This window comes from Paenibacillus pedocola (genome assembly GCF_031599675.1).
GTDB lineage: Bacteria > Bacillota > Bacilli > Paenibacillales > Paenibacillaceae > Paenibacillus_AQ > Paenibacillus_AQ pedocola.
Genome location: NZ_CP134223.1, coordinates 2,516,575 through 2,529,016 on the forward strand (window position 1 = coordinate 2,516,575; position 12,442 = coordinate 2,529,016).

At 53.1% G+C, this 12,442-nt stretch carries 13 protein-coding genes; 11 read left to right on the forward strand and 2 right to left on the reverse strand.

Features of this window, described 5'->3' with window-relative positions:
* The first annotated feature begins 40 nt into the window (after window positions 1-40).
* From QU597_RS10615 to QU597_RS10645, 7 genes are all read left to right on the forward strand, one after another.
* Entirely contained in the window at window positions 41-520 is a 480-nt protein-coding gene (locus tag QU597_RS10615; protein ID WP_310832609.1) for a YtxH domain-containing protein, read from the forward strand.
* Window positions 521-741: 221 nt separating this feature from the next.
* Window positions 742-1,548: a glutamate racemase gene (gene racE, locus QU597_RS10620; protein ID WP_279306713.1), complete on the forward strand. Its 807-nt coding sequence runs from the start codon at window positions 742-744 to the stop codon at window positions 1,546-1,548.
* Between the two features lie 487 nt (window positions 1,549-2,035).
* Window positions 2,036-3,244 (forward strand): M14 family zinc carboxypeptidase, encoded by a 1,209-nt coding sequence (locus QU597_RS10625; RefSeq protein WP_310832610.1) that lies wholly within the window; start codon window positions 2,036-2,038, stop codon window positions 3,242-3,244.
* 114 nt (window positions 3,245-3,358) lie between these two features.
* The gene (locus QU597_RS10630) at window positions 3,359-3,610 is read left to right on the forward strand and encodes a hypothetical protein (protein ID WP_310832611.1); all 252 of its coding nucleotides are present in this window, start codon (window positions 3,359-3,361) and stop codon (window positions 3,608-3,610) included.
* Window positions 3,611-3,736: 126 nt separating this feature from the next.
* Window positions 3,737-4,039, forward strand: coding sequence for a HesB/IscA family protein (locus QU597_RS10635; RefSeq protein WP_310832612.1), 303 nt, complete (start codon window positions 3,737-3,739; stop codon window positions 4,037-4,039).
* A 41-nt stretch (window positions 4,040-4,080) separates the two neighbouring features.
* On the forward strand, window positions 4,081-4,320 hold the full coding sequence (locus QU597_RS10640; RefSeq protein ID WP_206104237.1) for a YuzB family protein: 240 nt from the start codon (window positions 4,081-4,083) through the stop codon (window positions 4,318-4,320).
* A gap of 179 nt (window positions 4,321-4,499) precedes the next feature.
* The gene (locus QU597_RS10645; RefSeq protein WP_310832613.1) at window positions 4,500-5,324 is read left to right on the forward strand and encodes an aldo/keto reductase; all 825 of its coding nucleotides are present in this window, start codon (window positions 4,500-4,502) and stop codon (window positions 5,322-5,324) included.
* A gap of 75 nt (window positions 5,325-5,399) precedes the next feature.
* Here the strand turns inward: QU597_RS10645 and QU597_RS10650 are convergent, their stop codons facing one another.
* Entirely contained in the window at window positions 5,400-6,539 is a 1,140-nt protein-coding gene (locus tag QU597_RS10650; RefSeq protein WP_310832614.1) for a THUMP domain-containing class I SAM-dependent RNA methyltransferase, read from the reverse strand.
* A 186-nt stretch (window positions 6,540-6,725) separates the two neighbouring features.
* Between QU597_RS10650 and QU597_RS10655 the strand changes: the two genes are divergently transcribed.
* The gene (locus QU597_RS10655; protein ID WP_310832615.1) at window positions 6,726-7,355 is read left to right on the forward strand and encodes an O-methyltransferase; all 630 of its coding nucleotides are present in this window, start codon (window positions 6,726-6,728) and stop codon (window positions 7,353-7,355) included.
* 17 nt (window positions 7,356-7,372) lie between these two features.
* On the opposite strand, the gene QU597_RS10660 is transcribed toward QU597_RS10655, so the two are convergent.
* Window positions 7,373-8,593, reverse strand: a complete 1,221-nt coding sequence (locus tag QU597_RS10660; protein WP_310832616.1) for an MFS transporter — start codon at window positions 8,591-8,593, stop codon at window positions 7,373-7,375.
* Window positions 8,594-8,818: 225 nt separating this feature from the next.
* On the opposite strand from QU597_RS10660, the gene hemE reads away from it, so the two are divergent.
* The 3 genes from hemE to hemG are packed head-to-tail and all read left to right on the forward strand — an operon-like array spanning window position 8,819 to window position 12,333.
* Window positions 8,819-9,880, forward strand: a complete 1,062-nt coding sequence (hemE, locus tag QU597_RS10665; protein WP_310832617.1) for a uroporphyrinogen decarboxylase — start codon at window positions 8,819-8,821, stop codon at window positions 9,878-9,880.
* Between the two features lie 48 nt (window positions 9,881-9,928).
* Complete coding sequence (hemH, locus tag QU597_RS10670; protein WP_310832618.1) at window positions 9,929-10,879, forward strand: ferrochelatase; 951 nt, start codon at window positions 9,929-9,931, stop codon at window positions 10,877-10,879.
* Window positions 10,876-12,333 (forward strand): protoporphyrinogen oxidase, encoded by a 1,458-nt coding sequence (gene hemG / locus QU597_RS10675; RefSeq protein ID WP_310832619.1) that lies wholly within the window; start codon window positions 10,876-10,878, stop codon window positions 12,331-12,333. Before hemH ends, hemG begins: the two co-directional genes overlap by 4 nt.
* Window positions 12,334-12,442 lie beyond the last annotated feature (109 nt).

Genomic DNA, 12,442 nt, shown 5'->3' on the forward strand with positions numbered 1-12,442 from the left:
ATGGCCGGGCAGATGCACTTTGAATCCAAAGGAGAGATGGATGATGAAAAAGGATAGCAAAAGCTTGCTGTGGGGAATTCTGGCGGGTAGCGTAGTGGGTTCAGTGACGGCGCTGCTGTTCGCACCCAAGCCGGGAAAAGAACTGCGCAAGGATATTGTTGACGGAACGAATGGCGCGATTGATAAAGTACAGGAAATTGCCGTCCAGGCAGGGGATAAAGGATCGGAGCTGTACGGAAAAGCCAAGGACGCGGTAGAGTCTGTGGTGAGTGAAGTGAAGGAATGGAGCAAGCAGTATACCCATACTGATACGGAAGAGGAGCTTGCCGTGGTCAGCGGAATCGCCGCAGAAGAAGCTCCGGTAAGCTTGGACGAAACCGAAACAGCAGAAATTATTGCCGCAGCCATTGAGGATGCCCAGGATGTGGCGGATGCCGGTATCGGTGAAGCCGCAGACAGCGCGGAAGCTGTTGTGGATGAAGATGGTGCAGCGGACGCAGACAAAGACGGTATTGTCTAAATTTATTTTGCAGCCCGAGTAATTAGTGAAAGCTGAATTTATAAGGCTCTAGCAGGCATATAGCCGCTTTCCGCGCTTCCGGCGGGAGGCGGTTTTTTCAATACTTCCTTGAATTGGGGCCATAAAAAGAGTAATATCTGCAATTGGGGCTCAAAGTCAGGTACACTTTGTTTTGACCTTACATAAGCTACACAAAACAAGTTAAAGGAAGCGGTGTGTTCGTGCAGCAAGCTATAGCTATACTAGACTCAGGTGTGGGGGGACTTACGGTAGTCAAAGAAGTAATGAGACAGCTCCCTAGGGAGAAAATCATTTATTTTGGAGATACTGCCCGTGCCCCATACGGACCCCGTTCAACCGAAGAAGTGAAATTGTTCACTGAACAGATTGTGGACTATTTAATTCAATTTAATCCTAAAATGATTGTAATTGCCTGCAACACCGCAACAGCGGCAGCGCTGGACTATATCTCCGCCAAGGTGTCCATACCGGTGATCGGAGTCATCCATCCCGGTGCCCGCGCCGCCATCAGTGCTACCAAAACAGGCCGGGTCGGTGTCATCGGCACCATCGGAACGATTAAGAGCGGGGCTTATACAGCGGCGCTGAAGCAGCTTTCCCCGTTTGTCGAGGTGGTCAGCCAGGCTTGTCCGGCGCTTGTCCCTTTCGTGGAGCAAGGTATGTTCCGCTCGGAGGAAAGCCATATCGCAGTGGCTGAATCGCTCAACGGAATCAAATACGAACCCATCGATACTATGATTCTCGGCTGCACACATTATCCGTTTCTGGTAGAGCCGATAGGCAAAGTAATGGGGCCGGGAGTGAAGCTGATCAGCTCGGCGGATGAGACCGCGCGGGAAATTAGCACCATTCTCTACCAGAAAGGCCAGCTCGCCAAGGGGGATGAGACCCCGATTCACCAATTTTTCTGCAGCGGAGATGCCGAAATGTTCCAGCGGATCGCCCGCGACTGGCTTGGTGAGCAGCTTAAACGCACGCCTGTCGTCTGGCAGGTATCCTCGTTGTAGATTTACTGTGGTGAGATGAATAGGGACAAACCCCCTGCATTGGGTTTGTCCAAGAAACCGGGAGTGTTGCTCCCGGTTTTTTTATATATTAGTCGTGTATGCTACTTGAAAATGTGAATCGCCCGGAGAGTGGTGTGAGGTGTTCAAATAGAGAGCCTCAGGAAAGGGGGGAGTAGCTCGGGATCCGCCGTACGGCGTAGTCAGACAAACGCGGAATTTAGAGGTAAGGTCCCGTTGAATTTGACGTAAATGAGCAAAATGGTGAGATCAAAGGGAAAAGTCCCGTTGGATTTTACATCCCTTGTTGGGCCTCATGAATGCCAACATCGCAATATTTGTATGCGGTTACATTTTTTCGTGCGGTCAGGCACGGGCAAGCTCTTTTCGTTCATGCAGGGCGGTAGGGGCAGCATACAATAAGGTGAGGCTGTGTCCCGAAGTCTTGTAGGGGATGACGGCAACTAGAGGGTTTGAGAGGATGAGACATATGCAGCAATATATTACCCGCAGGGGAGACACTGTTAACCGCATTGCCGCCAGGCATGGACTTACACCGGAGCATGTCATCCAAGGGAATCCGTGGGCAGGGAGGCAGCCCTACCTGTACCCGGGGCAGATTCTTTTTCTGCCCTCTGCACCGCGCAAGCGTTACTCCGTGCAGCAGGGGGACGATGCGGCTTCCATATCCGCTTTATTCGGAGTGAGCGTTGAGGAGCTTGAAATTCTGAATCCCGGCGTCACCTCCGCACGCCAATGTATCCCGGGTAAGGTGCTGGTCATCCCCCAGCCGCTGTCCAGCAGCAAGGTAGCTGTCAACAGTGAATACGGACCAGCAGATGTTGAGGAAGATGTCAGGGAGCTTACGGACAAATTTCCTTTTCTTCACCGGGACAGCATCGGAACCAGTGTGCTCGGCAAACCGCTGCATGTGCTGCGGATCGGAAGCGGCCCCCGGTATCTGCATGTGAACGCCGCTCTGCACGCCAATGAATGGCTGACATCACCGTGCCTGATGTCTTTTATAGAACAATATGCCTCAGCTTACGCGGAGGGGAGGGACTGGAACGGACATGATCCGGCGCTCTGGTACCAGAACTGGACTCTATGGGCTGTGCCGATGGCCAACCCGGATGGTGTTGAGCTGGTACAGGAAGGTGTACTGCCGGGTCATCCCTATTATGAAGAGCTCATGAAATGGAACTGCGGCAGGCACAGCTTCCGTAACTGGAAAGCCAACATCCGCGGCGTGGATCTCGGCGACCAGTTCCCGGCTCACTGGGAGGAAGAGGTTGCCCGGCGCAGAATAACCGGTCCGGCCCCCCGCGATTACAGCGGCCCCGCCCCGCTAAGCGAGCCGGAAGCAGCAGCGCTCGCGGCTCTGGCTGAGCAATATCCCGGGGAGGCAGCAGTGTCGCTGCACAGCCAGGGTGGAGAAATCTACTGGAACTACCGCGGATATGAGCCGCCGGAGAGCAAAGAGCTGGCCGCCCGTCTGGGGGCGGCCAGCGGCTACCGCGCGGTTGAGCTGACCGGCAGTGATGCCGGGTATAAGGATTGGTTCATCCAGCGGTTCCGTAAGCCAGGCTTTACGGTAGAGCTGGGAATTGGCAAGAATCCGCTGCCGCTGGCTGATTATGAGGATATGGCGCTGGAAACAGGCTGGATTTTAGCAACGATTCTTTCGAATTTTAAATAAAAATGAAACACATCCTGCAAATTTGCGTAATATAACAGCAAAGGGTACGGCCGCAATCACAATTGTAATTGCTTCGCGGCTGTATCCTTTTCTTATGGAAAGAGGAGGATACCTATGAAACTAAGAAAATTGCTGTCGCTGAAGCGGTGGTCTCATATATTACTCAACTCCTGGCAATACGTTATTTCGCCTTCTGTAACGCTTGCGGACAAGCTGTTCTTCACCATTCCGGTGCTGCTGTACTGGGTATTGCCTGATATCATGCCTTTTATGCCGATTGATGATATTGGCGTGACCATGCTGCTGATGGGCTGGTTCGTGTCACGGATGGACCGCAAATATCCGGCGCTGAAGAGCGGAAGATGAAATTTTAAAGAATTTTTTGTACTTGATTCCAGATCTATTTATCCCAGGGTGGTTGCTTTTACAGGCCACTTTCCTTAAAATAAATTATTGAGGTTTTAAAATAGATGCCTGGGAGATGGATGAGGAATGAACGTCAAAATTACCCGCAATGCGGCTAAAGTGATAAAAAAAACCATGGAGCTTGAAGGCAACAGCGAACTGAAGCTGCGCGTAGCGATTACACATGCTCACGGAGACCATGCCCACTACGGTCTTGATTTGGACACGCCCAAAGAAACTGATGTTGTAATTTCTACGGATAAAGAGATCGATGTTATTCTTGATCCGAACCAGCCGCTGCTGGACGGTGTGAAGATCGACTACTTGTACTTCCCGGAAGAAGGCTTTGTCATTACTAATCCGTCAAAAGGTAATCATGGCGACCACTAATAATTCGCCGATGACTAACGGACAAGAAGAAGGGTTGCCCCATGGCTAACGAAATACAAATTTGTGATCAATGCAATCACACCCGAATGAAAACCATCCTGCCCAAGCTGCGCAAAATGGCGCCGGACGCCGAGATCAAAGTCGGCTGTAAGTCCTACTGCGGACCTTGCGGCAAACGGGCCTTTATCTATATTAATGGACGTTATGTCAGTGCTCCAACTGAGGATGAAGTGCTGGCGAAGGCGGAAGCTTTTGTAAAGCGGCCGGTGGCCAAAGACTAAATCAGATACCTGGCAGCAGTATTCGCCAGTGTACCATATTAACGGGTTTAGCAGCCTCCGCACTTGTGTGGAGGCTTTTTTGCATGCCGCCATCCAGCTGGTTTGGGTCTGGCTATAAGGACATGGTATAATGTGCATATTGTTTCACAGGTATATACATAGGCAGGAGGGAAAATGAGATGAAGCATCTGACAGACACGACGATATTGAATAACGGTGTGCATATGCCCTGGTTTGGTCTGGGGACCTATAAGGCGGAAGGGGCGGAGGTAGCCAAGGCGGTAGCAACCGCACTCGAGCTGGGGTACCGCAGCATTGACACCGCAGCAGTGTACGGCAATGAAGAAGAGGTCGGCCAGTCGATAGCCGCAAGCGGTGTGGCGCGGGACAGCCTGTTCGTGACTACAAAAGTGTGGAATACCGATCAGGGATATGATACAACTCTGCGGGCCTTTGAAACCAGCTGCAAAAAGCTCGGGCTGGATGTCATTGATCTGTATTTGATCCATTGGCCGGGCCAGACCCTATATAAGGACACTTGGCGTGCCCTGGAGCGCCTGTACGAGGAAGGCCGTGTGCGGGCGATCGGGGTCAGCAATTTCCAGATACATCATCTGGAGGAATTGAAAAAGGAGAGCAGCCTGGTTCCTGCAGTCAATCAGGTGGAGCTGCACCCGCGGTTTATCCAGAAGGAGCTGCATGACTACTGTGTACAGCATCAGATCCAGATTGAAGCGTGGGCGCCTCTGATGAAGGGAAGACTGCAGGAAAACGAGCTGCTGCAGGGCATCGCCGGGAAACACGGCAAGACTGTATCCCAGGTTATTCTGCGCTGGGGGCTGCAGAACTCCATCGTCATCATTCCCAAGTCAGTTACGGCCTCGCGGATCAAAGAGAACAGCGAAATTTTCGATTTTGAGCTGACAGCGGATGAAGTTAGCGCTATTAGCGGGCTGGATGCCGGAGAACGGATCGGTACGAATCCGGATAACCTGCTGTTCTAGAACGTCATAGACACTTAAATAGCCTTAAGCTCCTTACAGCAGCGCTGTATGGGCTTAAGGCTATTTGCATGCTGTTTATTGCGGATTACGCGGCGGGAGCGGGCCCAGATACTGATAGTATTGGCACTCGATCCGGCCGTTGTACAGCTTGCGGCGCTTGTCCGCTTTGCGGCCGTAGTATTGCTCGAATTCCTTATAGGGGCTGATCGCAAAAAAGGACCAAGTCGGCAAATACAGCATCATCTCGCCGAATTGGCGGGTCAGCTTCTCCACTTCCTTGTCATTACTGATCCGCTCGCCGTAGGGCGGGTTCGTAATGATGCAGCCGTAATCGCCTTCAGGGCGGGCTTTGGCAGCCGCGAGATGCTTGAAGGTGATTTCTCCGGCCAGCCCAGCGCTTTTGGCAGCCGCTTCGGCAATTTCAATTGCTGCGGGATCAATATCGGTACCGGTCAATTGCAGCGGATAATCGTCGCGTACGGCGTCGAAGGCCTCATCGCGGGCTTCTTCCCACAGGCGCTTCGGAATCTCCGGCCAATGTTCGGACGGGAATGAACGCCGCAGTCCCGGTGCGATATTCCAGGCAATCATTGCTGCTTCGATCAGAATGGTTCCAGAGCCGCAGCACGGATCGTACAGCGGGCGGTGGCCGTTCCAGCGGCTAAGCTGGATGAGGGCGGCAGCCATTGTTTCCTTCAGCGGCGCTTCTGTCGCCTGGCGGCGGTAACCGCGTTTGTGCAGTGCCGGACCGGTGGTATCCAGAGTAATCAGGGCGACATCGTTCAGCAAAATCACTTCAACCACATAGCGCGGGCCGTTCTCCGGGAACCACTCGGTGCGGTAGGACTGCTTCAGCTTCTCAACAATCGCTTTCTTGACAATCCCCTGGCAGGCAGGTACGCTGGTAAGCTGGGATTTGTGGGACCGGCCTTCTACCGGAAACTCCCCGTTTTCGGGAATCCAGTCTTCCCAGTTGATAGCTTTAACGCCTTCGAACAGCTCATCGAAGGTTTTGGCCTGGAATTGGCCCATTTTGACCAGGACCCGGTCAGAGGTACGCAGCCATAAATTGCAGCGGCAGATATCGATATAATCTCCGCTGAACAAGACCCGTCCGTTCTCGACTGTGGTCTCATAACCCAGTTCGTTTAATTCGCGTGCTACTACAGCCTCCAGTCCCATAGGGGCGGTGGCGATCAATTGTAATTTACCCAAATGCGCTCAACTCCGTTTAGCTTGTAGATGGTTGCTCCTAGCCAGTACAATAAGATAAGCAGAGAAGTAACAACGACACTGTGCATCGCCTTTATTCTGTGCATGCGCTTAGTAAAGCTTGGCCTAGCCGATCCTTCTAAGTATAGGTGAATGCGCGGGACTTCACAATATCAAAGGAGAATACATATGCCTAATCAGGAAGAATACAGTGAAATGCTTTATACAGAGGATGAATTATTGCTTGAGGTCAAACAGGCGATTGCGGATTACGGGATGCCTGAGGTCTCCATCGCTCCGGGGTACGGGCGGCTGCTCTCGATGCTGATCCGTCTGTCCCGCTCCACCCGCATTCTGGAGATTGGTGCGCTTGGCGGATACAGCGGAATCTGCTTATGCCGCGGATTTGCTTCCGGCGGCCAGCTGACCTCCCTTGAGCTGAAGGCAGAATACGCCCGACTGGCACATAGCCACTTAGCCAAAGCAGGCTTCGGCGAATCCGTAGAATACAAAATCGGCCCTGCGCTGGACAGCCTGAAGGGGCTCGAAGCAGAGGGCCGGACATTTGATTTCTTTTTCATCGATGCGGACAAAGAGAATTATCCGAATTATCTGGAGTATGCAATCCGCCTGGCATCACCGGGGGCCATTATCGCCGGGGATAATATTTTCCTGCGCGGCCGCACCCTGAACACTGATAAGAACGGGCCCGCAGTACAGGCGATGCGCCGGTTCAATGAGATGATCGCCAGCGATGAGCGGCTGACCAGCACGCTGCTGCCTGCGTACGATGGACTGGCTTTAGCCATGGTGAAGTAAGCCGGAGTCTCCGGGTGTCAGCGGAACCAATGGTGCCGGGTCGGCTTGTACAGCTTGAGGCGTACCCAGACTGTATTGATCAGCAGGAACCCGCCGGAAATAATGAAGAGGCCTTCAATCCCGATATAACCCGATAAGAATCCGCCGATAACCGCCCCAAGCATATTACCCAGAGCCAGCGTGCTGCTGTTGAAGCCGAAGGCCCTGCTCTCTTTACCGTCTGGAGTATAGGAACGGATGAGTGCGTTCACGCTTGGCAGCAGCCCTCCCATAAACACTCCCATCAGGAAACGGATGATGATCAGCTGCCAGACGCTTGTTACAAAGGCTTGCGGAATAAGGAACAGGGATGCGCCGATCAGCGCATAGGTCAAGATACGATGGGCGCCGACCTTGTCGCTCAGCCTGCCGAGAAGCGGAGAAGCCAGCATGTTGGATATACCGGTAACAGCGCTGACCATCCCTGCCCAGAATGCAATATTAACGGCTGAGCCATGCAGCTTCTCTACGTATAGCGGCAGCAGAGACATCGGGCTGATCATCGCAAACTGCAGCAGGAAGGTCACGCCGAACAGTGCTGGCAGCTGCGGCACCTTGGCCAGCTCCTTAAACCCTTCGAATACCGATACCTGCGGTACTTTTGCGGCTTCGACCCGGTTGAACTTCTCTTTGACAAGGAATAAAGCGAGCAGTGAAGCAACGAACAGCAGCGCACCGACGACATAAAAAATCGGGCGGAAGCCGATCCAGTCAGCCAGCGCTCCGCCGATCAAAGGTCCCAGAATTGTTCCGGCCACCGAGCCGGACTGCATCAGCCCCATGGCAAAGCCCATACGGGGTTTAGGTGTTGTACCGGATACCAGCGCGATGGAGGCCGGGTTGAAGCCGGAAATCGTCCCATTCAGCAGACGCAGCAGCAGGAGCTGCATCGGCGACTGGGCGAAGCCCATCAGTACCATGACGATGGCCATACCGAAGCTGGAGCGCAGAAGCATGATTTTGCGGCCGTATTTGTCGGCGAGCTTGCCCCACAGCGGCTGGAATAGGAACGAGGTCAAAAAGTTTGCGGCAAAAATTAGGCCTGCCCACATCCCGATTGCATGATCACCGGTTACACCCAGATCCTTGGCGAGATAAAGAGACAGGAACGGGGTAATCATTGTCATGCCGGCATTTACCAGAAATTGGCCAAACCAAAGCACCATGAGGTTGACCTTCCATGTCTCCCAATTCTTCAAAGTGCTTTCACTTCCTTTCAGAGAGTTCTATCTAAAAAATTCACGAAAAATTGACATTCTATCAGTATATCATATATTTTTGGCTGTCCGGTGCAACACTTGTCATAGTAATGTCATTGGATTGTCATTCCGTTGGCGTGAGAACGGTTGTTACCATCTTTTAAAAGGGGCATAATAAGTTATATGCGTTAGCAACTATCCTATCAAACTAATGGAGATCTTATCATGACCTACAATGATACTTTTATCCGCGCCTGCAGACAGCAGGACACGGACCACGTTCCCGTATGGTACATGCGGCAAGCCGGCCGTTATGATCCCGAGTACCGTAAAATCAAGGAAAAATATTCGCTGCTGGAAATTTGCAGCCAGCCGGAACTTGCGGCGGAAGTGACCTTGATGCCTGTGCGCAAGCTGGGTGTGGATGCGGCTATCCTGTATTCCGACATTATGAACCCGGTGGCTTCGATCGGTGTGAAGTTTGACATCGTGAAGAATATCGGCCCGGTTATCGAGAATCCGATTGCGACAGCTGCCGATGTAGAGCGGCTGAAACCGATTGATGTAGAAGGCGACCTCAGCCATGTGCTGGAGACTATCGCCATTCTGGACAAGGAACTGGATGTACCGCTGATTACGTTCGCCGGTGCCCCGTTCACGATTGCCAGTTATTTAATTGAAGGCAGGCCTTCAAAGAGCTATCACCGTACCAAGGAAATGATGTTCAGCCAGCCCCGCGTCTGGGAGAAACTGATGGATAAGCTGGGCGATATGGTCATTGCTTATCTCCGTGCCCATGTGAAGAGCGGCGGCAAAGCCTTTCAGCTGTTCGACAGCTGGGTGGGAGCACTGGCCCCGCGTGACTTCGAACGGTATGTGCTGCCTACGATTTCCCGTATTTTTGCCGAATTGTCGGTTCTTGATGTACCGAAGATTTATTTTCCGGGCGTAAGCTCCGGGGAACTGCTGCCAAGCCTTACCAAGCTGCAGGCTGATGTCATCGGACTGGACTGGCGCGTGAGCCTTACTGAAGGCAGACGCAGAACCGGCGGAGGTTTTGCCATTCAGGGCAATCTCGATCCTTATCTGCTGACAGCTCCAATGGAGCTGCTCAAGGAACGGGCTAAGGATTTGATTGACGAGGGCATACAGGAGCCGGGATATATATTTAATCTGGGTCACGGCTTATTTCCGGAGGCTTCACTGGACACGCTAAGAGAGCTGACGGAGTATATCCATGAGTATTCACAGCAGGCGCTGAAACAAGCAGCTGCACCGAAATTATAATACCGCAAGCACTGGTATGAACATTATTCGTAAAAGGAGATGGATTCCGTGACAGCTAAAATTGGTGTACTCGTGATGTCTTACGGCACGCCTGAAAGTCTGGAGGGTGTGGAAGCCTATTATACTCATATCCGGCGCGGCAACGAGCCTTCCCCGGAGCAGCTTAAAGAGCTGAAGGATCGCTACGAAGCGATTGTCGGCGGCGTGTTCCCGCTCCGGGAGAATACAGACCGTCAGGTGGAGGCTCTGCAGGAGATGCTGAACCGCAGCGGCGGGGATGTGGAATATGTTTGCTACCAGGGACTCAAGCATGCCCAGCCTTTTATTGAAGACGGCGTTGAAGCTATGGTGCGGGATGGCATTACCCAGGCGGTCGGCATTGTACTTGCCCCCCATTATTCTGTAATGAGCGTTGGCACATACATCAAACGGGCAAAAGAAAAAGCGGATGCCTGCGGAATCCGGATGGAATTCGTGGAGAGCTACCACCTGCATCCGGAACTGATAGACGTGCTCAGCAGACGGGTATCAGCCAAGCTGGATCAATTTGAAGAGACCGGCGCAGCCCGCGGGGATGTGCAGGTCTTATTCAGCGCGCATAGCCTTCCGGAACGGATTCTTGCCATGGGCGATCCTTACCGGGACCAGCTGCTCGAAACCTCCAAGGCAATCGCTGACAGGGCAGGAGTCACCTCCTGGCAGTTCACCTGGCAGAGTGCAGGCAGAACGGCTGAACCTTGGCTGGGTCCGGACATTCTGGATACACTGCGTGAGCTGTCCAAAAGCCAGGTGAAGTATGTGCTGTCTGCTCCGATCGGGTTCGTGTCCGACCATCTGGAAGTGCTGTATGACCTTGATATTGAAGCCCAGGCGCTTGCTTCCGAGCTGGATCTGCGGCTGATGCGGATTGATTCGCTGAACAGCGATCCGGCGTATATGTCTGTGCTCAGCGATGTAGTCCGCACCAAGGCAAGCGAGCTGAAGGTGATTCAGCCATGACCGGTATGCCCCGGAAGATCGTCATTATCGGCGGAGGCCTCAGCGGCCTCAGCGCCGCTTTTTATGTCCGCAAGTTTTACCGGGAAGCCGGATACCGGCCTGATATTGTGCTGATCGAGAAGGAAACTGCACTCGGCGGCAAAATTGAAACCTTGCACCGCGACGGCTTCGTCATTGAGAAGGGGCCGGATTCCTTTCTGGCCCGCAAAACAGTGATGAGTGATCTGGCCAAGGAGCTTAAGCTGGATCATGAGCTGGTTACAACCAATCCGAATGCCAAGAAGACGTACATACTGCAGCGGGGCAAGCTTCATCCGATGCCGGCCGGGCTGGTTCTCGGCATTCCTACCGAGCTGAAGCCGTTCCTCAAGAGCGGCCTGGTATCCTTCAGCGGCAAAATGCGGGCGATGCTCGATTTCGTGATTCCGCCGCGCCGGAGCAGCGAAGATGAGTCGCTCGGAGACCTGATCGAGCGGCGCCTGGGAACAGAGGTCCTGGAGAATATGACAGAACCGCTGCTCGCCGGGATTTATGCGGGTGATATGCGTAAGATCAGTCTTCAGGCCACCTTTCCTCAATTCGGTGAAGTCGAGCGCAAGTACGGGAGTCTGATCCGTGGAATGACTACCGGCCGCAAGCCCGTCGAGACGCATACAGGTACCAAGAAAAGTGCCTTCCTGACCTTCCGTAATGGTCTGCAAAGCCTTGTGGAGGCCTTAATCCGTGAACTGCATGATGTGGAGCAGCGGACCGGAGCGGCAGCAGCGGGGATTACCGTGCTGAACAATGCTGCAACAGATGCCGCGCGGTATGAGGTGAAGCTGGAGACTGGTGAAATTCTGCAGGCGGATGATATTTATGTCACCGTGCAGGATTTTGCTGCAGCGGAGCTGTTCCGTCCGTATGTTGATGTATCTCCGCTGGAGAACGTTAATTATGTATCCGTTGCGAATGTGGTGCTGGCTTTTGCCAAGAAGGACATCGTCACCGAGTATGACGGCTCTGGCTTTCTAGTTCCACGTAAGGAAGGACGCAATATTACAGCCTGCACCTGGACCTCCACGAAATGGCTGCACACCAGCCCTGATGACAAAGTGCTGCTGCGCTGCTACGTCGGGCGTTCCGGTGATGAGCAGAATGTGGAGCTGCCGGATCAGGCGCTGACGGAACTGGTGCTGAAGGATCTGCGGGAAATCATGGGAATTACGGCTAAACCGCTGTTTGCGGAAATTACCCGGCTTAAGCATTCGATGCCGCAATATCCTGTCGGGCATCCGGCCAGAATAGCCGGTTTCCGCAGTGAGCTGGGACAGAAGCTGCCCGGCGTTTATGCTTTTGGCGCAGGCTATGATGCTATAGGCTTGCCGGACTGCATTAAGCAGGCTAAGGAAGCTGCCGAAAGCGCTGCGGCCGGCTTGAAGAAACAGCCGGAACCCGAAGCTGTATTCATTTAATTAAAGAACGGTGAGCCGGGATGATTCGGCTTCACCGTTCTTTTTTTTGCCGGATAATGAAGTTAACAGCAGCAATACTCCCTGCGGTTTGGAGGGGGGAGTGTGAGTT

Excerpts from the sequence above, each read along its gene's own strand:
- QU597_RS10645 (WP_310832613.1), top strand. The coding sequence starts at position 4,500 with ATGAAGCATCTGACAGACACGACGATATTGAATAACGGTGTGCATATG.
- QU597_RS10635 (WP_310832612.1), top strand. The coding sequence starts at position 3,737 with ATGAACGTCAAAATTACCCGCAATGCGGCTAAAGTGATAAAAAAAACC.
- QU597_RS10615 (WP_310832609.1), top strand. The coding sequence starts at position 41 with ATGATGAAAAAGGATAGCAAAAGCTTGCTGTGGGGAATTCTGGCGGGT.
- QU597_RS10625 (WP_310832610.1), top strand. The coding sequence starts at position 2,036 with ATGCAGCAATATATTACCCGCAGGGGAGACACTGTTAACCGCATTGCC.
- QU597_RS10640 (WP_206104237.1), top strand. The coding sequence starts at position 4,081 with ATGGCTAACGAAATACAAATTTGTGATCAATGCAATCACACCCGAATG.
- hemE (WP_310832617.1), top strand. The coding sequence starts at position 8,819 with ATGACCTACAATGATACTTTTATCCGCGCCTGCAGACAGCAGGACACG.
- hemG (WP_310832619.1), top strand. The coding sequence starts at position 10,876 with ATGACCGGTATGCCCCGGAAGATCGTCATTATCGGCGGAGGCCTCAGC.
- QU597_RS10630 (WP_310832611.1), top strand. The coding sequence starts at position 3,359 with ATGAAACTAAGAAAATTGCTGTCGCTGAAGCGGTGGTCTCATATATTA.
- QU597_RS10655 (WP_310832615.1), top strand. The coding sequence starts at position 6,726 with ATGCCTAATCAGGAAGAATACAGTGAAATGCTTTATACAGAGGATGAA.